The organism is Streptomyces sp. NPDC021356 (assembly GCF_040641015.1).
Classification (GTDB): domain Bacteria; phylum Actinomycetota; class Actinomycetes; order Streptomycetales; family Streptomycetaceae; genus Streptomyces.
The window spans coordinates 176,450-200,021 of sequence record NZ_JBFACU010000006.1 but is presented as its reverse complement, the minus strand read 5'-3'; the positions used below and the strand labels follow the sequence as shown (position 1 = coordinate 200,021).

Genomic DNA, 23,572 nt, shown 5'->3' with positions numbered 1-23,572 from the left:
CCTGCGTGAAGGGGTGGGTGTTTCACGTGAAACACCCACCCCTTCACATGTCTTCGGCGCTTGGCCTCAGTCCTGCTGGGACCACCACTCCTTGAGGGCCGCCACGGCCGCGTCGTGCTCCATCGGGCCGTTCTCCAGACGCAACTCCAGCAGATGCTGGTAGGCACGTCCGACGGCCGGGCCGGGTGCGACGCCCAGGATCTCCATGATCTGGTTGCCGTCCAGGTCCGGACGGATGGCGTCCAGCTCCTCCTGCTCCTGGAGCTGGGCGATGCGCTCCTCCAGCCCGTCGTACGCGCGGGACAGCGCGACCGCCTTGCGCTTGTTCCGGGTGGTGCAGTCGGAGCGGGTCAGCTTGTGGAGCCGGTCGAGGAGCGGGCCGGCGTCGCGCACGTAGCGGCGGACCGCCGAGTCCGTCCACTCGCCGGTGCCGTAACCGTGGAAGCGCAGATGCAGCTCGACCAGGCGCGAGACGTCCTTCACCAACTCGTTGGAGTACTTCAGAGCGGTCATACGCTTCTTGGTCATCTTCGCGCCGACCACCTCGTGGTGGTGGAAGGAGACCCGGCCGTCCTCCTCGAAGCGGCGCGTACGCGGTTTGCCGATGTCGTGCAGCAGCGCGGCCAGCCGCAGGGTGAGGTCGGGCCCCGTCTCCTCCAGGGCGATCGCCTGCTCCAGCACGATCAGCGTGTGGTCGTAGACGTCCTTGTGCCGGTGGTGCTCGTCCCGCTCCAGTCGCAGTGCGGGCAGCTCGGGCAGCACCCGCGCGGCGAGACCGGTGTCCACGAGCAGCGTCAGGCCCTTGCGCGGGTACGCGGACAGGATCAGCTTGTTCAGCTCGTCCCGCACCCGCTCGGCGGAGACGATCTCGATACGCCCGGCCATCTCCGTCATCGCCGTGACGACCTCGGGACCGACCTCGAAATCGAGCTGGGCGGCGAAACGCGCGGCCCGCATCATGCGCAGCGGGTCGTCGGAGAAGGACTCCTCCGGCGTGCCCGGCGTACGCAGCACCCGTGCCGCGAGGTCGTCGAGACCGCCGTGCGGGTCGACGAACCTCTTCTCCGGCAGTGCCACGGCCATCGCGTTCACCGTGAAGTCGCGACGGACGAGGTCCTCCTCGATGGTGTCGCCGTACGACACCTCCGGCTTGCGCGAGGTGCGGTCGTACGCCTCCGACCGGTAGGTCGTCACCTCGATCTGGTAGCCGTCCTTCTGCACGCCCACCGTGCCGAAGGCGATCCCGACCTCCCACACGGCGTCCGCCCACGGCCGCACGATCTTCAGTACGTCCTCGGGACGCGCGTCGGTCGTGAAGTCCAGGTCGTTGCCGAGCCGGCCGAGCAGCGCGTCCCGGACGGAGCCGCCGACCAGGGCGAGCGCGAACCCGGCCTCCTGGAAACGGCGTGCGAGGTCGTCGGCGACAGGGGCCACCCGCAGCAGCTCGCTGACCGCGCGCTGCTGCACCTGGCTCAGGGCAGGGGGAGTGTCATCGTTGGCGTTCGGCACAACAGAAGAGGGTACGTGTCCAGGCGGCCCCGCCGTGTCGTCCGGATTGCCGCGGGGGCTCGGTCCGCTGTTCACCCTCTCAAGTCCACCCCATCGTGACGTAATGAACAGCATCCGTGGATACGCGCATATCCAGGGGCGCGCCCCCGTTTCTTGCCGATCTTGTGGCCTCCTCCGCGGCACTTCCGCTCCGCGCACCTCGTTACCATGCGTGGACGCACATTCCGACGACCACTGACGACGAGGGACGGGCGAGCGCGTGGCCGAGGCGGCAGACTTCCTGGGGACCAGTCCCTCACCTGCCCGCCGCTGGCTGCGGCGGGCAGGGGCACTGCTCGCCGCGGCGCCCCTGCTGGCCGGGCTGCTGCAGCTCTCCGCCGCCCCGGCCGCGCACGCCGCCGTCCCCGAGGCCCCCCGGGCGGCCTCCGGCTCGCGCACGGTGGCGGTGTCCCTCGACGCCCTCACCCCCAGCGTCCCCTCCGAAGGGGACACCGTGACCGTCTCGGGCACCGTGACGAACAAGGGCAGGCAGCCGGTCACCGGCGCCCACGTCGGACTGCGAGTGGGGCCGCACCTGGACACCCGCTCCGAGATCGACGCCGTCGCGCAGCGCACCGACTTCGAGTTCGGTGCCGACGGCGCGGAACTCGGCGGCAAGTACACGCAGAAGTTCGCCACGCTGGCGCCCGGAGTGGCCCAGCACTTCAGCATCTCCGTCCCGGCCGCCAAGCTGGATCTCGGCGCCGACGGCGTCTACGAGTTCTCCGTCTCCCTGTCGGGTCAGACCTCCGCCCAGCAGTGGGAGCAGGTACTGGGCATCCAGCACACGTTCCTGCCGTGGCAGCCCTCCGAGGCGGACACGAAGACGAGGACGACCTTCCTGTGGCCACTCGTCTCCACCGTCCACATGACGGCGGAGACAGGGCCCGGCGAACTGCAGACGCCGGTCTTCCTCAACGACGACCTCGCCAAGGACCTGGCCCCCGGCGGCCGGCTGGAGCGGATGCTCGCCCTGGGCAAGGACCTCGACGTCACCTGGGTGATCGACCCGGACCTGCTGGCGTCCGTCGACGCCATGACCCGCAACTACCAGGTCCGTACGGACGCCTCCGCCACCCCGGTCGCCGGAACCCACCAGGCGGTGGCCAAGCAGTGGCTCGCCGAGCTGCAGCAAGCGGTCGCGGGCAAGGAGGTCGTCGCGCTGCCGTTCGCCGACCCCGACCTGGCCGCACTCGCCCACCGGGGCACCAGCGTCTCCGGCTCCCTGAGCCAGCTCAAGGACGCCACGGACGTCGCCGCCAGCACGGTGGAGACGGTGCTCCACGTGAAACCGGCCACGGACTTCGCCTGGCCGGTGAACGGTGCCGTCGACCCGTCGATCGTCAGGGTCGCCACCTCCGCCGGCGCCGACAAGGTCATCGCGCGCAGCGACAGCCTCGAGGAACCGGACAACCTGACCTACACCCCCTCCGCCGCCCGGCCGATCGGCGGCGGAACCACCGCTGTCGTCGCCGACGCCCGCCTGTCGACCGCGTTCGAGGGCGACCTGTCGCAAGCCGGTGCCAGCACGCTCGCCGTGCAGCGCTTCCTCGCCCAGAGCCTCGAACTCGACGGCCAGACGAGCAAGCAGCGCAGCATCGTCGTCGCCCCGCAGCGCATGCCCAGCACCAGCCAGGCCCAAGCCATGGCGCAGGCACTGCTCGCCCTCCAGCAGGGCACCTGGTCCCAGGCCCAGGACCTGGCCGCGGCCGCCAAGGCCAAGCCGGACCCCGGGGCCACGACGAAGGTCCCCTCGACATCGGACTACCCGTCCTCGCTGCGCCGGCAGGAGCTGCGGCGGCCGGCCTTCGCCGAGATCGCCACGACGCAGGACAAGGTCGACAACTTCCAGGTCGTCCTCACCTACGCCTCCCGGGTCGTCACACCCTTCGGTCGCGCCCTGAACCGGGAGATGTCCACGTCCTGGCGTGGCCGCGGGAGCGCGGCAGAAAGCTTCCGGGACGGGGTGAGGGGCTACCTCGACGACCTCTCCGGAGAGGTCAGACTCATCGACAAGTCGGAGACCAAGCTCTCCGGTCACAGCGCGACGATCCCCGTGACCGTGCAGAACAACCTGGTGCAGGGCGTCGACCACCTGGTGCTGCGGCTCACCTCGACCAACCCCACCCGCCTGAAGATCGGCGGCAAGGCCTACGCGGAGCAGCCGATCGCCGTCTCCGGCGGGCACAGCCAGTCCGTGAAGTTCACCACGTCGGCCAACGCCAACGGCCCGGTGACGGTGATCGCCCAGCTGTACACGCAGGACGGCCAGGAGTACGGCGCACCCGTCACCTTCGACGTGAAGGTCACCGAGGTCACCGCCACCGTCATGCTCGTCATCGGCGGCGGCGTCCTGTTGCTCGTGCTCGCCGGTTTCCGCATGTACACCCAGCGCAAGCGCGCGGCGGCCCGGGAGGAGAAGCAGGACCCCTCGGACACGCAGGACGCCGAGGACGCCGAGGACGCCGAGGACGCCGAGGACGCCGAGGACTCGGACGGCCCCGACGCCTCCGACGACCCCGACGACCCCGACGACCCCGACGAAGCGCAGAACCCCGAGGACCCCGAGACCAGGCGGGGCTCACGGGACGCTCAGGGCCCCGCCGCGGCGACCGATGACGCGGCGGACGCCACCGGGGCCTCCGGTCCGGAGAACCCCGCAGGCCCCGCGGCACGTCTCACACAGGAGTCGGGCCCCCGGACCCCCGCACAGGACCGGGAGCAGCCGAGTGACCCGACACCGGACACCGCATCCGAAAGCGCCGACCCGTCCGGCACGGGTGAGAAAGTGGACCGTTGAGGATGTCGTGGCCCGGAGGGCCCGGGACGATGAGGTGGGGTAACCATGAACGCGCCGTACGACGGTGACCGCGGCCAGGCCGCGGGCAGCTCGGGCCACCCCGGCGCCCCGCCGCCCGAGCACGGCCAGGTGCCCCAGCAGCCTCCCGCGGACATGTACCTCCAGGACGCCTACACCGAGGACCCGTACCGGGCGCAGGACCTCACAGCCCAGGACCCGGTCGGCGAGGCACTGTACGACCGTGCCGCGCACCCGCCCCCGCCTCCCGGCACGTACGAGCCGCAGCAGCCGCTGTACGGCAGCCCGCCGCCCTCGCCCTACGCACCCGACCCTCAGGTCTGGGCCCAGACCCCGCCGCCCGAGCCGTCGGCCACCACCCAGTACCTGCCGTACGGCGAGGACCCCCGCACCACCCAGTTCGTCGGCGTGGACGACCTCGTCACCCACTCCGGCGAGGAGCAGCACGAGCCGGACGCCTTCGCCCACCTCTTCCGGGACCAGCAGCAGGGCGGCTACCCCCAGGACCCCCGGCAGGCCGCCCACCAGAACTACCAGGACCCCGGACCGTACGGCTACGACCCCCGCCAGAACGGCTACCAGGCGCCAGGGCAGCCCGCTTACCAGGGCCAGCAGGGCTATCCGCCCGTGGACCAGCAGGGCTATCCGCCCGTGGACCAGCAGGGCTATCCGCCCGTGGACCAGCAGGGCTACCAGACCCCCGACCGGCAGAGCTATCAGGCCTCCGACCAGCAGCGCTACCAGCCGTCCGACCAGCAGGGCTACCAGCTCCCACAGGACATGGGCGGGTATCCGCCCATCGACCCGCCCTCCGTGCCAGGCCCCGCCCCGGCCCCAGCCGCCGGCCAGGGCCCGATGAGTCCGTACGCTCCGGCTGCGGGCGCTGCCCGGACCGTCGCCGAGGCACCCGCCGCCGCACCCGCGCCCGCGCCGGCGGCGAAGAAGGGCGGAAAGGCGTCGGGGCTGCTGAAGTCGAGCGCCGTGATGGCGGCCGGCACCATGGTCTCCCGGCTCACGGGCTTCATCCGCTCCGCGATGATCGTCTCCGCACTCGGCGTCGGCCTGCTCGGCGACACCTTCCAGATCGCCTACCAGCTGCCGACGATGATCTACGTCCTGACGGTCGGTGGCGGCCTCAACTCGGTCTTCGTGCCGCAGCTCGTCCGGGCGATGAAGGATGACGACGACAACGGCGAGGCCTACGCCAACCGGCTGCTGACACTGGTCATGGTCGCGCTGGGCGCCCTCACCGTCGTCGCGGTCGTCGCCGCGCCCCTCCTGATCCGCCTGCTGTCCCCGTCGGTGGCGGGCGATCCGGCGGCCAACCAGGTCGGCATCACCTTCGCCCGCTACTTCGTTCCCTCGATCTTCTTCATGGGCATCCACGTGGTGATGGGGCAGGTTCTCAACGCGCGCGGGAAGTTCGGCGCGATGATGTGGACGCCCGTCCTGAACAACATCGTCATCATCGTGACGCTCGGCACGTTCATCTGGGTGTACGGCACCGCCGCCCACTCCGGGATGGGCGTGGCGAGCATCCCGCCGGAGGGCCAGCGACTCCTCGGGGTGGGCATCCTGCTCGGTCTGGCCGTCCAGGCCCTGGCCATGATCCCTTACCTCCGTGAGACCGGCTTCCGGCTGCGGCTGCGTTTCGACTGGCGGGGACACGGGCTCGGCAAGGCCGCGACCCTGGCCAAGTGGACGCTGCTGTTCGTGCTCGCCAACCAGGCCGGCAACGTCGTCGTGACCCGGCTGTCCACCGCTGCGGGCAAGAGCTCGCCGGTCCAGGGCACCGGCTACGCCGCCTACGCCAACGCCCAGCTGATCTGGGGCCTGCCGCAGGCCATCATCACCGTCTCCCTGATGGCCGCCCTGCTGCCCCGGATCTCCCGCTCGGCGCACGAGGACGACACCGGTGCCGTCCGCGACGACATCTCGCAGGGCCTGCGCACCACGGCGGTCGCGATCGTGCCGATCGCCTTCGGCTTCGTCTCGCTCGGCATCCCGATGTGCACGCTGATCTTCGGCTCCTCGGGCACCGGGGAGGCCACCAACATGGGCTACATGCTCATGGCCTTCGCCCTGGGCCTCATCCCGTACTCCGTCCAGTACGTCGTCCTGCGCGCCTTCTACGCCTACGAGGACACCCGGACGCCCTTCTACAACACGGTCATCGTGGCCGCGGTCAACGCGGGCGCCTCCGCACTGTGTTACTTCCTGCTCCCGGCCCGCTGGTCCGTGATCGGCATGTCCGCCGCGTACGGCCTCGCCTACGCCATCGGTGTGGGCGTCGCCTGGAGCCGGCTGCGCAAGCGGCTCGGCGGCGACCTCGACGGCTCCCGTGTCCTGCGGACCTACGCGCGGCTGTGCATCGCCGCGGTGCCGGCGGCACTCGTCAGCGGCGCGGCCTGCTACGAGATCGGCCACGCCCTCGGCCAGGGCGTCGTCGGCTCGTTCGCCGCGCTGGTGGCGGGCGGGGCCCTGCTGCTCGGCATCTTCTTCGTCGCCGCCCGCCGCATGCGGATCGAGGAACTCAACTCGCTCGTGGGCATGGTCCGCGGACGGCTGGGACGTTGAGGCGGGGGTAGGCGCACAACCATCGTCCGCCGTCGTGTGTCGTGCATAGCGCCGGACTGTGGGCACAATTGGTTTCGGCGTCGGACAGCGCGCAATGGATGGGGAGGCAGGAGCGACGGTGGCGGAACGGAGCACGGCTGCCGTCGACGTGGCAGACAACAGCGGTGACGAGCCGCTGACCGCGGAGGCGGACCAGGCCACGGCCGACGGGGTGGCCCAGAACCGGGAGCGGGACACGGACAACGACGAGGCGCAGGGGAGCGGCGGGACCGAACGTCCCGGGAAGAAGGCCTCACCACCCGAACTGCACAGCGGCCACAAGCTGGCCAGACGCTACCGCCTCGAGGAGTGCGTCACCCGTCTGGACGGATTCAGCAGCTGGCGTGCGGTGGACGAGAAGCTCCGCCGGGCCGTGGGTGTGCACCTCCTGCCCGCCGACCACTCCCGCGCCCGCTCGGTCCTGGCCGCGGCACGCTCCTCGGCGCTCCTCGGCGACCCGCGCTTCGTCCAGGTCCTCGACGCCGTCGAGGAGAACGACCTCGTCTACGTCGTCCACGAGTGGCTGCCCGATGCCACCGAGCTCACCACCCTGCTTGCCGCCGGGCCGCTGGAACCCCACGGTGCCTACCAGTTGGTCAGCCAGGTCGCCTCCGCGATGGCCGTCGCGCACCGTGAGGGCCTGGCCCATCTGCGCCTGAACCCGAACGCCGTGCTGCGCACCTCCACCGGCCAGTGGCGCATCCGTGGCCTCGCCGTGAACGCCGCGCTGCGCGGCATCAGCTCCGAGACCCCGCAGCGCACCGACACTGAGGCGATCGGAGCGCTGCTGTACGCGGCGCTCACCCAGCGCTGGCCGTACGAGAACGACGCCTACGGCCTGTCCGGCCTGCCCAAGGACATCGGTCTCATCCCGCCGGACCAGGTGCGGGCCGGCGTCCACCGGGGTCTGTCCGAGCTGGCCATGCGCGCGCTCGCCAACGACGGCGCCACAGCCTCGCGCCACGAGTCCCCGTGCACCACGCCGGAGGAGCTGGTGAAGGCGATCGGCGAGATGCCGCGGATCCGGCCGCCGGAGCCCGCGTTCACCGCGCCGCCCGATTACCAGGGGACGTCGTACCAGCAGGGCACGTACGGCCGTCCGGCACCGCACCCCGGCGTCACCCAGCCGGTGCACGCCCCGCCGCCCCCGCTGCAGAGCCGGACCGGAAAGGCGCTGAAGTGGGCCGTCTCGGCGCTGCTCATCGCCGCTCTGGGCCTGGGCAGTTGGCAGCTCGCGGACGCCCTGATGGACCGGGACGGCAAGTCCACCAAGGACAGCCAGACCCAGACGCAGGACGGGAACGACAAGAAGGACAACCAGCCGAAGCCGGTCAAGCCGCTCAAGATCTACAGTGCCCAGGAGTACGTCGCCAAGGGGGACGCCCAGCATCCCGGTGATGTCGGCAAGACGTACGACGGGGACAACTCGACCTACTGGCGCACCGCGAGCTACAAGGACGGGCCGGACATGAACCCGGCCTTCAAACCCGGCGTCGGTATCGTCTACGACCTCGGTTCGGCACAGGAGGTCTCCTCCGCCTCGATAGGCCTCCTGTTCAGCGGCGATCACACGACCGTCTCGCTGTACGCGACCGACTCGACCAGCTCCGCGGTCCCGATCAGCTCGATGAAGAAGCTGGGCTCCGACACGACCTCCGGCAACACGGCACAGGTGAAGGTGACCAAGCCGGTGAAGAGCCGGTACGTGCTGGTGTGGTTCACCGCGCTGCCGCCCGCTCCGGGCGACGCGTACAGCGACCCCGGGTTCAAGCAGGCCGTGACGGACCTCAAGTTCACGGGCTGAACACGACCAGGGGGAGGGGGCCCATGGCGGACGACAGCGCCTACCGCGACGTGAGCGACCAAGACCTCCTGGCCCGCCACGTGGAGGGCGACCGGAACGCCTTCGGCGAACTCGTACGACGTCACCGCGATCGCCTCTGGGCGGTCGCCCTGCGCACGCTGGGCGACCGCGAGGAGGCCGCCGACGCCGTGCAGGACGCCCTGGTCTCCGCCTACCGCGCCGCCCACACCTTCCGGGGGCAGTCGGCCGTCACCACCTGGCTGCACCGCATCACCGTGAACGCCTGTCTCGACCGGGTCCGCAAGGCGGCCTCGCGCAAGACCTCTCCGGTGGACGACACCGAGCGTCTGGAGCACCTGCTGGAGCCGCACGAGTCGGCCTCCGCTCCCGCGGAGAGGAACGACGTGCAGCGCCAGCTCGTCGAGGCGCTGGGGACGCTCCCGGCCGACCAGCGGGCCGCCCTGGTGCTCGTGGACATGCAGGGTTACCCCGTCGCCGAGGCCGCTCGCATCCTCGATGTGCCGGTGGGGACGGTGAAGAGCCGGTGTGCCAGGGGCAGAGCCCGACTCCTGCCCCTGCTCACCCACCTCCGGCCCGACGGCTCGAGGCACGGCAAGGAGCCCGGGACCGGACGGAACCGGACGCAGCGGGCGTCCGTCCCACCGGCAGCGGATCCTCCCCATGGGGATGCGCGGAGCGCGGAACCAGGCGATTCAACTGCTGTGAAGGGCGGAGGTGGGCGAGCGTGACATCCACGACGGACATGGCCGGGCACCCGGACGTCTCGGAGATCTCCGACCTCACCGAGGGGCTGCTCGCTCCCCCGAGGTCCGAGGAACTGCGCCGGCACCTGGACGCGTGCGCATCCTGTGCCGAGGTTCAGTCCTCGCTGGAGGAGATCCGGAGCCTGCTCGGCACGCTTCCGGTCCCGCAGGAGATGCCGAGCGACATCGCGGACCGTATCGACGCCGCTCTCGCCGCGGAGCCCGCCCTCGCCGTCCTCGCCGCCCCGGCCGACGAAACGGACGAGGAGCAGGGCACCGGCGACAGCGACAGCGACAGCGACCATGTTTCACGTGAAACATCGGCCGCGGACCGACCGGCAGGCAACGTCCGCGCCTCCCGCACGGGTCCCGGCCGCAAGCCCCGCCCACGCCGTGTACGTCGTGGGATCGCCGTCCTGGGCGCCGCCTGCACCGTCGCCGCGCTGGGAGTGGCCACCGTGGTCCTGACCTCCCAGCCGGACAGCAAGGGATCCAGCGCCGCGGCTCACGGCCGGCCGAGTACGTCCGCACAGGCCTTCTCCGAGACGAGCCTGGAGAGCCAGGTCACCGAACTCCTCGACAAGACACCACGCACCCAGGGGACGGCTCGCGCCCCGCACAGCTTCGGCGCGAACACCGACACCGGCGCGGGCACAGGGACGGGCACCGGGACCGGCCGGCCGAACACCCTGAAGAGCGACCCCACCGTCTCGGTCCCCTCCTGTGTCCGCCAGGGCATCCACAGCGCCGGCACCCCCCTCGCCGCCCAGCCGGGCACCTACAACGGCAAGGACGCCTACCTCGTCGTACTGTCCGACCCCTCGGGCGCCGGCTCCCAGGTCACCGCCTACGTCGTGGAGGCCTCCTGCGTCCACGACCCTTCCGCCGCGGCCAGGGTGCTGCTGTCCCACCCTTACGCGCGTTCCTGAGCAGGCCTCCCTCAGAGCGGTCGGCACGGCCCGGTGCCGTGCGGCTCCCCAGCTCCATGACGCCTCCGTGTGCCCGGGGACACCGGGAATGCACGCCCCTTAGGATCCGTTGGGTGGGGTGAGAGCACCGAGAGAAGCTCCACCGGCCGTAGGACACAGTCCAGAGACGAGGAATCAAGCCGTGAGCGACGTCCGCAACGTGATCATCATCGGCTCCGGGCCCGCCGGCTACACGGCGGCCCTCTACACCGCGCGCGCGTCGCTGAAGCCGCTGGTGTTCGAGGGCGCCGTCACCGCGGGCGGTGCGCTGATGAACACCACCGAGGTGGAGAACTTCCCGGGCTTCCGCGACGGCATCATGGGCCCCGACCTCATGGACAACATGCGGGCCCAGGCCGAGCGCTTCGGCGCCGAGCTGGTGCCGGACGACATCGTCTCCGTCGACCTCGCCGGTGAGATCAAGACCGTCACGGACACCTCGGGCACGGTGCACCGGGCCAAGGCGGTCATCGTCACCACCGGCTCCCAGCACCGCAAGCTCGGCCTGCCGAACGAGGACGCGCTCTCCGGTCGTGGCGTCTCGTGGTGCGCGACCTGTGACGGCTTCTTCTTCAAGGACCAGGACATCGCCGTGATCGGTGGTGGTGACACCGCGATGGAGGAGGCCACCTTCCTCTCGCGGTTCGCCAAGTCCGTGACGATCGTCCACCGCCGCGACACCCTGCGCGCATCCAAGGCGATGCAGGAGCGCGCCTTCGCCGACCCGAAGATCAAGTTCGTCTGGGACAGCGAGGTGGCCGAGATCCAGGGCGAGCAGAAGCTCTCCGGTCTGAAGCTGCGCAACCTCAAGACCGGCGAACTCTCGGACCTGCCGGTGACGGGCCTGTTCATCGCGATCGGCCACGACCCGCGGACCGAGCTGTTCAAGGGCCAGCTCGACCTGGACGGGGAGGGCTACCTGAAGGTCGAGTCGCCCTCCACGCGCACCAACCTGACCGGTGTCTTCGGTGCCGGTGATGTCGTCGACCACACCTACCGCCAGGCCATCACCGCCGCCGGTACGGGCTGCTCCGCCGCTCTCGACGCCGAGCGTTTCCTCGCCGCCCTCGCGGACAACGAGCAGCAGGCCGAGCCCGAGAAGACCACTGTCTGACCCCCGACCACCCCACCGCACCAAAGCGAAGAAGACTAAGGAGCCCGCCGTGGCCGGCACCCTGAAGCAAGTGACCGACTCCTCCTTCGAGCAGGACGTCCTGAAGAGCGACAAGCCCGTCCTGGTGGACTTCTGGGCTGCCTGGTGCGGTCCCTGCCGCCAGATCGCCCCGTCCCTCGAGGCCATCGCCGCCGAGTACGGCGACAAGATCGAGATCGTCAAGCTCAACATCGACGAGAACCCGGGCACGGCCGCCAAGTACGGCGTCATGTCGATCCCGACGCTGAACGTCTACCAGAACGGCGAGGTCGCCAAGACCATCGTCGGCGCGAAGCCGAAGGCCGCGATCGTCCGCGACCTCGAGGACTTCATCGCCGACTGACGCGTGCCGCCGGGAATCGGCGGCACGATGTTTCACGTGAAACACGAAGGGGCCGGCCCGCCAGGGCCGGCCCCTTCGGTGTGCCGTGGGCTCACAGCGGGCGGAGCACGGGTTCCTTCTGCACTGCTCCGAGCAGCCGGTCGAGCGCCATCTCCACGTCTTCCTTCCAGGAGAGGGTCGATCGCAGCTCCAGACGGAGCCGGGGGTGCGCGGGGTGGGGGCGGACCGTCTTGAAGCCCACCGCCAGCAGGTGGTCCGCCGGGAGCACGCAGGCAGGCTCCTTCCAGCGGGCGTCCCCGAAGGCCTCGATCGCCTTGAAGCCACGGCGCAACAGGTCTTTGGCGACCGTCTGCACCAGCACACGGCCCAGCCCCTGCCCTTGGTAGCCGGGCATCACGAACCCTGTCATCAGCTGCACCGCGTCCGGCGAGACCGGGCTCGTCGGGAACGCCGTAGAGCGGGGCACGTAGGCGGGGGGAGCGTAGAGCACGAAGCCCACCGGCACGTCGTCGACGTAGGCGACGCGACCGCACGAGCCCCAGTCCAGCAGGACGGCGGAGATCCACGCCTCCTTCTCCACAGCGGGTGTGCCCGCTCGCACCGCGGCCTCGCCGCTGACCGGGTCCAGCTCCCAGAAGACGCATGCACGGCAGCGCCGTGGAAGATCATGGAGGTTGTCCAGCGTGAGCGGCAGGAGCCTACGGCCCATGAAGGCTGATCCTCGCTTCCTTCGCCCGCAGCGTCACGAGCGGCCGTCCATCACGGACGTGCCGTCGGGTGGATGCATACCCGAACGCATCGTATCCACGATGTGATTCCGGGGACACCGAGTACAGGCAAAGGCGGGCCGTGAACCGGTGATCCTCCGGTGCACGGCCCGCCACAGGGAAGCCTCTGGCCGCTCCCCCAAGGCTCAGGCGTCGGTCTCGTCCTCAGCCGGTTCGCCCTCCAGCAGGCCCTTCTGCATCACCCGGCCCTCGCCGGGAGCCAACGTGCCGAGAATGCGCTCCAGGTCCTCCATGGAGGCGAACTCGACGGTGATCTTGCCCTTCTTCTGCCCCAGGTCGACCTTGACCCGGGTCTCGAAGCGGTCGGACAGGCGCGTCGCGAGGTCGGAGAGGGCGGGAGAAAGCCTGGCTCCGGCACGGGGGCCCTTGGAGCGCGGCGACGACTGCGGCCGCGATCCCATGAGCGTCACGATCTCCTCGACGGCCCGCACCGAGAGTCCCTCGGCCACGATCCGGTGGGCGAGCCGGTCCTGCTCCTCGGAGTCCTCGACCGAGAGCAGCGCCCGCGCATGCCCGGCGGACAGCACTCCGGCAGCGACCCGTCGCTGCACCGCCGGCGACAGCTTCAGCAGCCGCAGGGTGTTGGAGACCTGCGGGCGAGAACGGCCGATACGGTCCGCCAGCTGGTCATGGGTGCAGTTGAAGTCCCTCAGCAACTGATCGTAGGCAGCTGCCTCTTCCAGCGGGTTGAGCTGGGCCCGGTGGAGATTCTCCAGCAGGGCGTCCAGCAGGAGCTTCTCGTCGTCCGTGGCCCGCACGATCGCCGGGATGGCGTCGAACCCTGCCTTGCGACAGGCCCGCCAGCGCCGCTCGCCCATGATCAGCTCGTAGCGCTCGGCGCCGGTCTGCCGGACGACCACCGGCTGGAGCAGCCCGACCTCCTTGATGGAGGTGACCAACTCGGCCAGCGCCTCGTCGTCGAAGACCTCACGCGGCTGCCGCGGGTTCGGCGTGATGAAGTCCAGCGGGATTTCCGCGAAATGGGCGCCCATCGGTGGCGGGGGCAACATGGCCACCTTCGCCGCGGCCACTCCACGGTCGGACGTCAGGACCGGGCCGGGGCTTCCCGCCGGGCCTGGCACAGGGGTCCTCTCCGTCGGAGCGGCCGGGATCAAGGCTCCGAGACCCCGACCCAGCCCAGGCCTCCGTCGCTCGCTCACTGGATCCCCTCCACCATGCTCGGGTCGCTCTGTGCACCGATGTGGGCGTGCGTGGCGTCATAGCTGACGCCGACACCCTTCAATGCGATTTCTCGTGCCGCCTCAAGGTAGGAGAGGGCACCGCTCGACCCTGGATCGTAGGTCAGCACCGTCTGCCCGTAGCTGGGGGCCTCCGAGATACGGACGGAGCGCGGGATGCTCGTCCGCAGCACCTCGTCACCGAAGTGGCTGCGCACCTCGTCCGCGACTTGGGACGCGAGACGCGTCCGGCCGTCGTACATGGTGAGCAGGATGGTCGACACGTGCAGCGTGGGGTTCAGGTGGCCCCGCACCAGATCGACGTTGCGCAGCAGCTGCCCGAGGCCCTCCAGCGCGTAGTACTCGCACTGGATCGGGATGAGCACCTCCTGGCCGGCGACCAGGGCGTTGACCGTCAGCAGGCCGAGCGAGGGAGGGCAGTCGATGAGGATGTAGTCCAGCGGCTGCTCGTAGGCCTGGATCGCCCGTTCCAGACGGCTCTCCCGGGCCACCAAGGACACCAGCTCGATCTCCGCACCGGCGAGATCGATCGTGGCGGGGGCGCAGAAGAGGCCTTCGACATCAGGAACGGGCTGGACCACCTCTGCCAGAGGCTTGCTCTCCACGAGCACGTCGTAGATGGACGGCACCTCGGCGTGGTGGTCGATGCCCAGCGCGGTGGAGGCGTTTCCCTGCGGATCGAGGTCGATCACCAGGACCCGGCCGCCGTGCAGAGCCAGCGAAGCAGCGAGGTTGACGGTCGTCGTCGTCTTCCCGACGCCGCCCTTCTGGTTGGCGACCACGATGACACGCGTCTGATCGGGGCGCGGCAGGCCCTCGCCGGCGCGGCCCAGAGCCTCGACCGCCAGTTGGGCAGCACGACCGATGGGAGTGTCGTCCATCGGGGGCGGTGTTTCACGTGAAACATTCTCCCCCATCGACTCGGTACGGGGGCCGGGGACCGGATCGGTCATCGGTCCCGCGATGTTGGCGTCGGACCGCAAGGATTCACTCTCCTCGACTTCAGGCTCGCAATGAACAGAGCCTCCCATGCCATCGGGGTCGCGAACCAGTGAGGCCTGACGTTCTGTGGAGAAATCCACCTCTGTGGACAACTCGGTTCCCTCTCCGAGTGAACCGAGAGGCTTGCGGTCGCGGGGTTGGGCCGCGGCGCGGCCACGGTTGATGATGCCGTGCAGCAGTGAGCGACGTTTCACGTGAAACACGATGACAACAATTCGCCCTTTATGTGAGCGACACTCCGCCGCACCTCTCCCAGCAGGGTCCCTGCGGCGGAGTGAGAGGCGACGGAGAGACGAAAGGAAGGGCTCACCGCCTCCGGCGCGCACGTCCTGTCCGGGCCGCCTTCGCCCGCTTCGCCGCGAAACGCACGCCGCCGGGGCTCTCGCCGACCTCCACCCGGACCACGGTGGACAACGGATCCACGACACCCTCACCCACATGCAGGATGGACGTCTCCGCCGCGCCGAGCTTGCTCAGCGCGGTGCCCGCACTCTTCAGCTCCTCCTCCGCCGTGTCCCCCTTGAGGGCGAGCATCTCGCCGTACGGGCGCAGCAGCGGAATACCCCAGGTCGCCAGGCGGTCCAGCGGAGCCACCGCCCTGGCGGTCACCACATGGACCGGCGGGAGCTTGCCCATCACCTCTTCGGCCCGCCCCCGGACGACGGTGACATGGTCGAGTCCCAGCATCTCGACGACCTCGGTGAGGAAGTTGGTGCGCCGCAGCAACGGCTCCAGCAGCGTGATCTTCAGGTCCTCCCGGACCAGAGCCAGCGGGATGCCCGGCAGGCCGGCGCCGGAACCGACATCGCACACGGTCACCCCTTCGGGGACGACCTCGGAGAGCACCGCACAGTTCAGCAGGTGGCGCTCCCACAGGCGGGGCACCTCCCGCGGACCGATGAGCCCTCGCTGCACACCTGCTTCTGCCAGCAGCTCGGCGTACCGGACCGCATCCGCGAAGCGATCACCGAATACGTCTCGTGCCTGCTCGGGCGCAGGGGGGAGCTCCGCTGCCTCCGTCACGGGGGACCGTCCTTCCGTACCGCATCAGCGCGATCAGCGCCGACCACCAGAACTACCAGGCTGACAAAGTTCGGCCCCGCCTGCGCAACAGACGGGGCCGGTGGAACGTGGGACCGCTCAGGCGGGGAGCACGACGACGAAGCGCTGCGGCTCCTCGCCCTCGGACTCGCTGCGCAGCCCCGCGGCCTTGACCGCGTCGTGCACGACCTTGCGCTCGAACGGGCTCATCGGCTTCAGCTTCACGGGCTCGCCGCTGCTCTTGGCCTCCGCCGCGGCCTTGGCGCCCAGCTCGGACAGCTCGGTGCGCTTCTGGGCACGGTAGCCCGCGATGTCCAGCATCAGGCGGCTGCGGTCACCGGTCTCCCGGTGCACGGCCAGCCGCGTCAGCTCCTGCAGCGCCTCCAGCACCTCACCGTCCCGGCCGACCAGCTTCTGCAGGTCCCGGCTGCCGGCCTCGCTGATGATCGAGACAGAGGCGCGGTCGGCCTCGACGTCCATGTCGATGTCGCCGTCGAGGTCGGCGATGTCCAGCAGACCCTCGAGGTAGTCCGCCGCGATCTCGCCCTCCTGCTCCAGGCGGGTCAGGGCGTCTGCGCCCTCGACAGCGGCGGAGGTGGTGCCTTCCGTCACGGGATGGGCTCCTTCTTACTTCTTGGACGGGGACTTGGGCCGCTGCGGGCCCTTGCGCTGGCCGGACTGGGCCTTGCTGCGGCTGCCGTTGCCCGGCTTGGAGTCGGGCTTCTTGGCAGCGGCGGGCGGGGTGTCCCGCGGCGCGCCGGTCTTCGTCTCGGCCTCGGGCTCGGGCTTGGTCAGCGACGGGGGCTGCTCGATGTCACCGGCCCCTGCCGCCTTCGGGCTGCCCGACTGACGCTGTGACTTGCTCTGCCGCTTGGGCTGCTGACGCCTGGCACCGGCGGCCGTCGTGGTGGTGACCGTGCCGTCCTCGGCCTGCACGACGGCGGCGCTCTCGCCCTTGATCACCGTGCCGTCGGGCTGGGCCGCCAGGCCGGCCTTGGTCAGGCCGTTGATGAACTTGCGCTCGAACTCGTTGCGGTCGCGGCCCTTGGCGACGATCGCCTTGACGATGGCCTTCTCACGCCGGTTGCGGGTCTTGCCGTGGTGCGTGACGTGCTTGTGCAGACGCTCCAGGTAGGAGGCCTGAGCCTTGGAGCCCGGAGTCGGGTTGTTGTGGATGACGTACATCTGCTGGCCCATGGTCCACACGTTGGTGGTCAGCCAGTAGACGAGGACACCGACCGGGAAGTTGATGCCGAAGACGGCGAACATGACCGGGAAGACGTACATCAGCATCTTCTGCTGCTGCATGAACGGCGTCTTCACCGTGGTGTCGACGTTCTTGGTCATCAGCTGGCGCTGCGTGTAGAACTGCGACGCCGACATCAGGACGATCATGACCGCGGTGACGACACGGACATCGGTCAGGGAGGCACCGAGCTGGGCGACCTTGTCGGCGCTGTCCGTGAACTTCGCGGCCAGCGGGGCGCCGACGATGTGGGCATGACGGGCGCTGGCCAGCAGCGGCTCGTTGATCACACCGATCGTCTTGCCGGTCGCGATCGCGCTCAGTACGTGGTAGAGGGCGAAGAAGAACGGGGACTGCGCCAGGATGGGAAGGCACGAGGAGAGCGGGTTGGTACCCGACTCCTTGTACAGCTTCATCATCTCTTCGGACTGACGCTGCTTGTCGTTCTTGTAGCGCTCCTGGATCTTCTTCATCTCCGGCTGGAGCGTCTGCATCGCGCGGGTCGCCTTGATCTGCTTCACGAAGAGCGGGATCAGGCAGATGCGGATCAGAACCACCAGGGACACGATGGACAGGCCCCAGGCCCAGCCGGTGTCAGCCCCGAAGATCGCCCCGTAAACCTTGTGGAACTGGACGATGACCCAGGAGACGGGCCAGGTGATGAAACTGAAGAAGCTGGCAATCGTGTCCACTAATCATGCTCCTTGGGCATGGGACGAGGTCTCTGCGACCGGGCCCGACGGGAAGTCCCCGTCGGTGGCCGTCTCGGCGGCGGAGGGCCCGCCCTTGCGCGTACGCCAGGCGTCACGCAGCATTTCGTGCCACCGCGGACGCTTGCGCGGAGGAACGTGGTCCACACCACCCAGCGACCACGGGTTGCACCGCAGGATGCGCCAGGCGGTGAGCGCCGTTCCCTTGACCGCACCGTGCCGGTCGATGGCCGTGAAGCCGTAGTGGGAACACGACGGGTAGTACTTGCACACCGGCCCGAGCAACGGACTGATGGTCCACTGGTACAGCTTGATCAGGGCCAGCAGTGGGTACTTCATCGCGTGCCCCCTCCCAGCAGTCGTTGAAGGGCGGCATCCAGGTCTCGGGCCAGCTGTGCGTGATCGGCCTCGCCCGCTCCTGGTAGCGCTCGTACGACTACCAGGCTACCGGGGGGGAGGAGTGCGACCCGGTCGCGCATCAGATGGCGAAGCCTGCGCTTCACCGCGTTGCGTACGACCGCGCCACCCACTGCCTTGCTCACGACGAAACCCGCACGCGTCGGGGGAGCGCTCTCCCCAGGCGCGTGCGGGTCCGTGGCACCGCTACGAAGATGGACGACGAGAAGCGGGCGTCCGGCCCGGCGCCCTCGTCGTACCGCGGTCGCGAAGTCCTCGCGCCGCCTCAGCCGGTTCTCGGTGGGCAGCACGATGTCATGACCTGACCGGGATCAGGCGGACAGACGGGCGCGACCCTTGCTACGGCGGGACGCGAGAATCGCGCGGCCGGCACGGGTGCGCATACGCAGCCGGAAGCCGTGGGTCTTCGCGCGACGACGGTTGTTCGGCTGGAAGGTGCGCTTGCTCACTCGGGGGCTCCAGAAAGATTCGGTAGTGGCGGGGTGCCGTCCTGGCTGTCACCGTGCGCCCACGATTAGCTCGCAGTCACGCCGTGTGCACCGCTTACCGATCACCTTGACGCGATCTGTGCCCTTCGGAGGCAGGCGGCAGCAGCCATCGACAACTCGACCTGGTTACGGTACGCGCGGCTAGGCCATCCGGTCAAACCGCGCGGCCCCGGGCCGAGCTTGTCCACAGCCTGGGGACAACAACTTGAACGGTACCCGCCGCGCTGACTACCGTGGGCGGACTCCCATTCGTTCCCTTGTCCCCCGTTTACATCCCGACCCGTCCCGAACCACACGTTCGTGGGACCCGTGAGAGAGCGTGCCCTGTGGCTGACGTACCTGCCGATCTTGCCGCAGTGTGGCCACGCGTACTGGAACAGCTCCTCGGAGAGGACCGCGGCCAGGGCGTCGAGACGAAGGACGAGCACTGGATCCGCCGCTGCCAGCCGCTCGCGCTGGTCGCGGACACGGCACTGCTCGCGGTACCGAACGAGTTCGCGAAGAACGTGCTCGAAGGCCGCCTCGCCCCGGTCGTGAGCGAGACGCTGAGCCGCGAGTGCGGACGCCCGATCCGCATCGCCATCACCGTCGACAGCTCCGTCGGCGAGACCCAGCCCCCCACGCCGTCGGCCCCCCAGTCCCGCTACGAGGAACAGGAACTGCCCACCGGCCAGGGCGGCTACGAGCCCTACGGACGGCACCGGGCCGAGCCCCACCGCCCCGACCGGCCTGACCCCCACCGCGCGGACCGCACCGGCCGGCCCGACCGCCCCGGACGCGCCGACCAGCACCCGGGCGGCCCCGGCGACCAGCACCCGCCCCCGCGCACCGGCGGCCCCCAGCCGGGCGACGGCACGGACCAACTGCCGACCGCCCGCCCCGCATACCCGGCGGAGTACGGCGACCGCCAGCGCCCCGAACCCGGCGCCTGGCCGCGCCCGGCCCAGGACGACTACGGCTGGCAGCAGCAACGGCTCGGCTTCCCCGAGCGCGACCCCTACGCCTCACCCGCCCAGGAGCCGTACGCCCCCCGCGACCAGTACCGCCCGCAGGACACCTACGGCACCCAGGACGGCTACGGGTCCCAGGACTCGTACGGCTCCTCGAACGACTCCTACACCGGCCCGCACGAGCCCTACCCCCCGGCGCAGGACTACCGCCCGCGGCCGATGGAGCGCCCCTCCTACGACCAGTCGCGCCCCGACTACGACTCGGGGCGCCCCGAGTACGACCAGCGCGACTACGAGCAGCGCGACCCCGGCCGCCGGGAACTGCCCGAGCCGCCGGCCGGTGCCGGACCCGCGCACCGCGGCGGACCGGCGGGCCCCCCTCCCTCCGGAGCCGGCGGTTCCGGCTCCGCGGCCGACCGGCCGGCGCAGGGCCACGGACCGGGTGAGCCGACCGCACGGCTGAACCCGAAGTACCTCTTCGACACGTTCGTCATCGGCGCGTCCAACCGCTTCGCACACGCCGCCGCGGTCGCCGTCGCCGAAGCCCCGGCCAAGGCCTACAACCCGCTGTTCATCTACGGCGAGTCCGGCCTGGGCAAGACCCACCTGCTGCACGCGATCGGGCACTACGCGCGCAGCCTCTACCCGGGCACCCGCGTGCGCTACGTCAGCTCGGAGGAATTCACCAACGAGTTCATCAACTCCATCCGCGACGGCAAGGGCGACAGCTTCCGCAAGCGCTACCGCGAGATGGACATCCTGCTCGTCGACGACATCCAGTTCCTGGCGGACAAGGAGTCGACGCAGGAGGAGTTCTTCCACACCTTCAACACGCTCCACAACGCCAACAAGCAGATCGTGCTCTCCTCGGACCGGCCGCCCAAGCAGCTGGTGACCCTGGAGGACCGGCTGCGCAACCGCTTCGAGTGGGGACTGATCACCGACGTCCAGCCGCCCGAGCTGGAGACGCGCATCGCGATCCTGCGCAAGAAGGCGGTCCAGGAGCAGCTGAACGCCCCGCCGGAGGTGCTGGAGTTCATCGCCTCCCGGATCTCGCGCAACATCCGCGAGCTGGAGGGCGCGCTGATCCGCGTCACGGCGTTCGCCTCCCTCAACCGGCAACCGGTGGACCTGGGCCTGACGGAGATCGTCCTCAAGGACCTCATCCCCGGCGGCGAGGACAGCGCGCCCGAGATCACGGCGACCGCCATCATGGCGGCCACCGCCGACTACTTCGGGCTGACGGTCGAGGACCTGTGCGGCACCTCCCGCGGGCGCGCGCTGGTCACCGCACGGCAGATCGCCATGTACCTGTGCCGTGAGCTGACGGACCTGTCGCTGCCGAAGATCGGCGCGCAGTTCGGCGGCCGCGACCACACGACGGTCATGCACGCCGACCGCAAGATCCGCGCCCTGATGGCCGAGCGGCGCTCCATCTACAACCAGGTCACCGAGCTGACCAACCGCATCAAGAACGGCTGACCAGAGCTCGTACGACACCTGTGGGGCGCCTTCCGGAACACCGTCTCCGGAAGGCGCCCCACTGCTGTGCCCGGAAGCGCCCCACTGCTGTGTCTGGGGCCGGCGTGCGTCGGCCTGCTGTGCCTGGAGCCACCATGCGTCGGCGTAGGCACCGGAAGACGACAGCGAAGGGCCTCAGCGGGCTCGGCGCGAGCGGCAGCGGCCCCGGGCCGGCCTTCCCCTCCCTGTGCACCGAGACGCCCTGCCGCGGGGCCCGTTGTTCGATTAGCTGGGTGGTTACGGGCTCTCTCCACAGATCCGTGAACTTTCTTCCGTCCACATCCTGGGGACCGCCAAGTTGTCCCGAACGGCATCCACAGCCTCCCGGCCCAAAACCCGTCCCCCCAGCTCAGGGGGGTGTGGAACGGTGGATGAAAGATTTCCACAACCTGTGGGCGAAGCCGGGGTCCACAGCCTGTGCATGAAGTTGTCCACGGGCAACCCACAGGCTGCGGTCAGTTGTCCCCAATGATCGGTGGCTTCTCCACATGGTTGTCCACTGTTCGGCAACCCGACGCACCCGGTCACCGCGTCGAGTGAAAGCCGTCACACCAAGCTGCCAGATTGGGGTGTGGGCAACTTGGGAAAACCTGGGGACGCAGCTGGGGAGAACTCACCTCGTCCTGTGGGCGGTGTGTGCAGAACTTTCTGTTCTCCACAGATCCCCTGAGTTGTCCACTGGTGTCACCCACAGGGTCCGTGGACAAAATCTCCGTGCTGAGCTGGGGAAACGTGGTTATCCACCGTATCCACAGCCCCTACTACTACTCCCAACCAGTAAGAGTGCGGAATTCGTTTCGAAGCGGGACCTGTGCACAACTCGCCCCTTCGAGCCCGGCCGCCCCTCGGAGCGACTTGACCCCGACGGGCACCTACTGTCAGTGGTGTGCGTCAGACTGGTCCCCGGTGCTCTTCCCGTCGCAGCGGGCGGTGACACCGAGTCGGAGGACTCAGTAGCAATCAGCAGGAGGCGGCTTACGGTGAAGATCCGGGTGGAACGCGACGTACTCGCGGAGGCAGTGGCGTGGGCGGCACGCAGCCTCCCGGCCCGTCCGCCGGCGCCTGTTCTCGCCGGCCTGCTGCTGAAGGCGGAGGACGGCCAGCTGAGCCTGTCCAGCTTCGACTACGAGGTCTCCGCCCGTGTGTCGGTGGACGCCGAGGTCGAGGAGGAGGGCACCGTCCTGGTCTCCGGCCGGCTGCTCGCCGACATCTCCCGTGCCCTGCCCAACCGGCCGGTGGAGATCTCCACAGACGGTGTACGGGCGACGGTGGTCTGCGGCTCCTCGCGCTTCACACTCCACACCCTGCCTGTGGAGGAGTACCCGGCGCTCCCGCAGATGCCGAACGCCACGGGCACCGTCCCCGGCGAGGTCTTCGCCTCCGCCGTGCAGCAGGTCGCCATCGCCGCGGGCCGTGACGACACGCTGCCCGTCCTCACCGGTGTGCGCATCGAGATCGAGGGCGACACGGTGACGCTGGCCTCCACCGACCGCTACCGCTTCGCGGTCCGCGAGTTCCTGTGGAAGCCGGAGAACCCGGACGTCTCCGCGGTCGCCCTGGTCCCCGCCAAGACGCTCCAGGACACCGCCAAGGCTCTGACCAGCGGCGACAGCGTCATCCTCGCGCTCTCCGGCTCCGGGTCGGGCGAGGGCCTGATCGGCTTCGAGGGCGCGGGCCGCCGTACCACCACCCGCCTGCTCGAAGGCGACCTGCCGAAGTACCGCACGCTGTTCCCCACCGAGTTCAACAGCGTCGCCGTCATCGAGACCGCCCCCTTCGTCGAGGCCGTCAAGCGCGTGGCCCTGGTCGCCGAGCGCAACACCCCGGTCCGTCTCAGCTTCGAGCAGGGTGTGCTCATCCTGGAGGCGGGCTCCAGTGACGACGCACAGGCTGTGGAACGGGTGGACGCCCAGCTCGAAGGCGACGACATCTCCATCGCCTTCAACCCGACCTTCCTGCTGGACGGTCTGAGCGCGATCGACTCCCCGGTGGCGCAGCTGTCGTTCACGACGTCGACCAAGCCCGCCCTGCTCAGCGGCAAGCCGGCCGTGGACGCCGAGGCGGACGAGGCCTACAAGTACCTGATCATGCCGGTGCGTCTGAGCGGCTGAGCCGGAGCCGGTCCCGGCCGACGGCGGGCGTACGCATGAGCGCGTATGCCCACGGATGTGCGGGAAGGTCCGGGTCTAGGCTCGG

At 69.8% G+C, this 23,572-nt stretch carries 19 protein-coding genes; 9 read left to right on the top strand and 10 right to left on the bottom strand.

Features of this window, described 5'->3' with window-relative positions; genetic code table 11:
- Window positions 1-66 precede the first annotated feature (66 nt).
- Window positions 67-1,509, bottom strand: coding sequence for a CCA tRNA nucleotidyltransferase (locus AB0G56_RS10225; protein WP_360966524.1), 1,443 nt, complete (start codon window positions 1,507-1,509; stop codon window positions 67-69).
- A gap of 259 nt (window positions 1,510-1,768) precedes the next feature.
- Here AB0G56_RS10225 and AB0G56_RS10220 point away from each other — a divergent pair, with 259 nt between their 5' ends.
- From AB0G56_RS10220 to trxA, 7 genes are all read left to right on the top strand, one after another.
- On the top strand, window positions 1,769-4,348 hold the full coding sequence (locus AB0G56_RS10220) for a DUF6049 family protein (protein ID WP_360966521.1): 2,580 nt from the start codon (window positions 1,769-1,771) through the stop codon (window positions 4,346-4,348).
- A gap of 45 nt (window positions 4,349-4,393) precedes the next feature.
- Entirely contained in the window at window positions 4,394-6,943 is a 2,550-nt protein-coding gene (murJ, locus tag AB0G56_RS10215) for a murein biosynthesis integral membrane protein MurJ (protein ID WP_360966518.1), read from the top strand.
- Window positions 6,944-7,061: 118 nt separating this feature from the next.
- Window positions 7,062-8,786 (top strand): protein kinase family protein, encoded by a 1,725-nt coding sequence (locus tag AB0G56_RS10210; protein WP_360966515.1) that lies wholly within the window; start codon window positions 7,062-7,064, stop codon window positions 8,784-8,786.
- A 23-nt stretch (window positions 8,787-8,809) separates the two neighbouring features.
- On the top strand, window positions 8,810-9,535 hold the full coding sequence (sigM, locus tag AB0G56_RS10205; RefSeq protein WP_360966513.1) for an RNA polymerase sigma factor SigM: 726 nt from the start codon (window positions 8,810-8,812) through the stop codon (window positions 9,533-9,535).
- Window positions 9,532-10,479 carry a hypothetical protein gene (locus tag AB0G56_RS10200; RefSeq protein WP_360966510.1) on the top strand — a complete coding sequence of 316 codons (948 nt, stop codon included), beginning with the start codon at window positions 9,532-9,534 and terminating at the stop codon, window positions 10,477-10,479. Before sigM ends, AB0G56_RS10200 begins: the two co-directional genes overlap by 4 nt.
- A gap of 181 nt (window positions 10,480-10,660) precedes the next feature.
- Window positions 10,661-11,632, top strand: a complete 972-nt coding sequence (trxB, locus tag AB0G56_RS10195; protein ID WP_360966507.1) for a thioredoxin-disulfide reductase — start codon at window positions 10,661-10,663, stop codon at window positions 11,630-11,632.
- Between the two features lie 49 nt (window positions 11,633-11,681).
- Window positions 11,682-12,014, top strand: coding sequence for a thioredoxin (gene trxA, locus AB0G56_RS10190; protein WP_360966504.1), 333 nt, complete (start codon window positions 11,682-11,684; stop codon window positions 12,012-12,014).
- A 91-nt stretch (window positions 12,015-12,105) separates the two neighbouring features.
- Here the strand turns inward: trxA and AB0G56_RS10185 are convergent, their stop codons facing one another.
- The 9 genes from AB0G56_RS10185 to rpmH all read right to left on the bottom strand — a co-directional run bounded on the left by AB0G56_RS10185 (window position 12,106) and on the right by rpmH (window position 18,866).
- Window positions 12,106-12,723: a GNAT family N-acetyltransferase gene (locus AB0G56_RS10185; RefSeq protein WP_360966501.1), complete on the bottom strand. Its 618-nt coding sequence runs from the start codon at window positions 12,721-12,723 to the stop codon at window positions 12,106-12,108.
- 204 nt (window positions 12,724-12,927) lie between these two features.
- Window positions 12,928-13,962, bottom strand: coding sequence for a ParB/RepB/Spo0J family partition protein (locus AB0G56_RS10180; protein WP_360966499.1), 1,035 nt, complete (start codon window positions 13,960-13,962; stop codon window positions 12,928-12,930).
- The gene (locus tag AB0G56_RS10175) at window positions 13,959-15,032 is read right to left on the bottom strand and encodes a ParA family protein (protein ID WP_360966841.1); all 1,074 of its coding nucleotides are present in this window, start codon (window positions 15,030-15,032) and stop codon (window positions 13,959-13,961) included. Before AB0G56_RS10175 ends, AB0G56_RS10180 begins: the two co-directional genes overlap by 4 nt.
- A gap of 277 nt (window positions 15,033-15,309) precedes the next feature.
- Window positions 15,310-16,026 (bottom strand): 16S rRNA (guanine(527)-N(7))-methyltransferase RsmG, encoded by a 717-nt coding sequence (gene rsmG, locus AB0G56_RS10170; protein ID WP_360966496.1) that lies wholly within the window; start codon window positions 16,024-16,026, stop codon window positions 15,310-15,312.
- A 117-nt stretch (window positions 16,027-16,143) separates the two neighbouring features.
- Window positions 16,144-16,656, bottom strand: coding sequence for a R3H domain-containing nucleic acid-binding protein (locus tag AB0G56_RS10165; protein ID WP_360966493.1), 513 nt, complete (start codon window positions 16,654-16,656; stop codon window positions 16,144-16,146).
- Between the two features lie 15 nt (window positions 16,657-16,671).
- Window positions 16,672-17,982 carry a membrane protein insertase YidC gene (gene yidC, locus AB0G56_RS10160; RefSeq protein ID WP_360966490.1) on the bottom strand — a complete coding sequence of 437 codons (1,311 nt, stop codon included), beginning with the start codon at window positions 17,980-17,982 and terminating at the stop codon, window positions 16,672-16,674.
- A 3-nt stretch (window positions 17,983-17,985) separates the two neighbouring features.
- Complete coding sequence (yidD, locus tag AB0G56_RS10155; protein ID WP_360966487.1) at window positions 17,986-18,339, bottom strand: membrane protein insertion efficiency factor YidD; 354 nt, start codon at window positions 18,337-18,339, stop codon at window positions 17,986-17,988.
- Entirely contained in the window at window positions 18,336-18,707 is a 372-nt protein-coding gene (gene rnpA, locus AB0G56_RS10150) for a ribonuclease P protein component (protein ID WP_360966484.1), read from the bottom strand. Before rnpA ends, yidD begins: the two co-directional genes overlap by 4 nt.
- Window positions 18,708-18,728: 21 nt before the next feature.
- A complete protein-coding gene (rpmH, locus tag AB0G56_RS10145) occupies window positions 18,729-18,866 on the bottom strand; it encodes a 50S ribosomal protein L34 (RefSeq protein ID WP_003956500.1) in 138 nt (45 codons plus the stop codon).
- A 365-nt stretch (window positions 18,867-19,231) separates the two neighbouring features.
- On the opposite strand from rpmH, the gene dnaA reads away from it, so the two are divergent.
- On the top strand, window positions 19,232-21,337 hold the full coding sequence (gene dnaA / locus AB0G56_RS10140) for a chromosomal replication initiator protein DnaA (RefSeq protein ID WP_360966481.1): 2,106 nt from the start codon (window positions 19,232-19,234) through the stop codon (window positions 21,335-21,337).
- Between the two features lie 1,019 nt (window positions 21,338-22,356).
- The gene (gene dnaN / locus AB0G56_RS10135; RefSeq protein ID WP_360966478.1) at window positions 22,357-23,487 is read left to right on the top strand and encodes a DNA polymerase III subunit beta; all 1,131 of its coding nucleotides are present in this window, start codon (window positions 22,357-22,359) and stop codon (window positions 23,485-23,487) included.
- The last annotated feature ends 85 nt before the right edge of the window (window positions 23,488-23,572 follow it).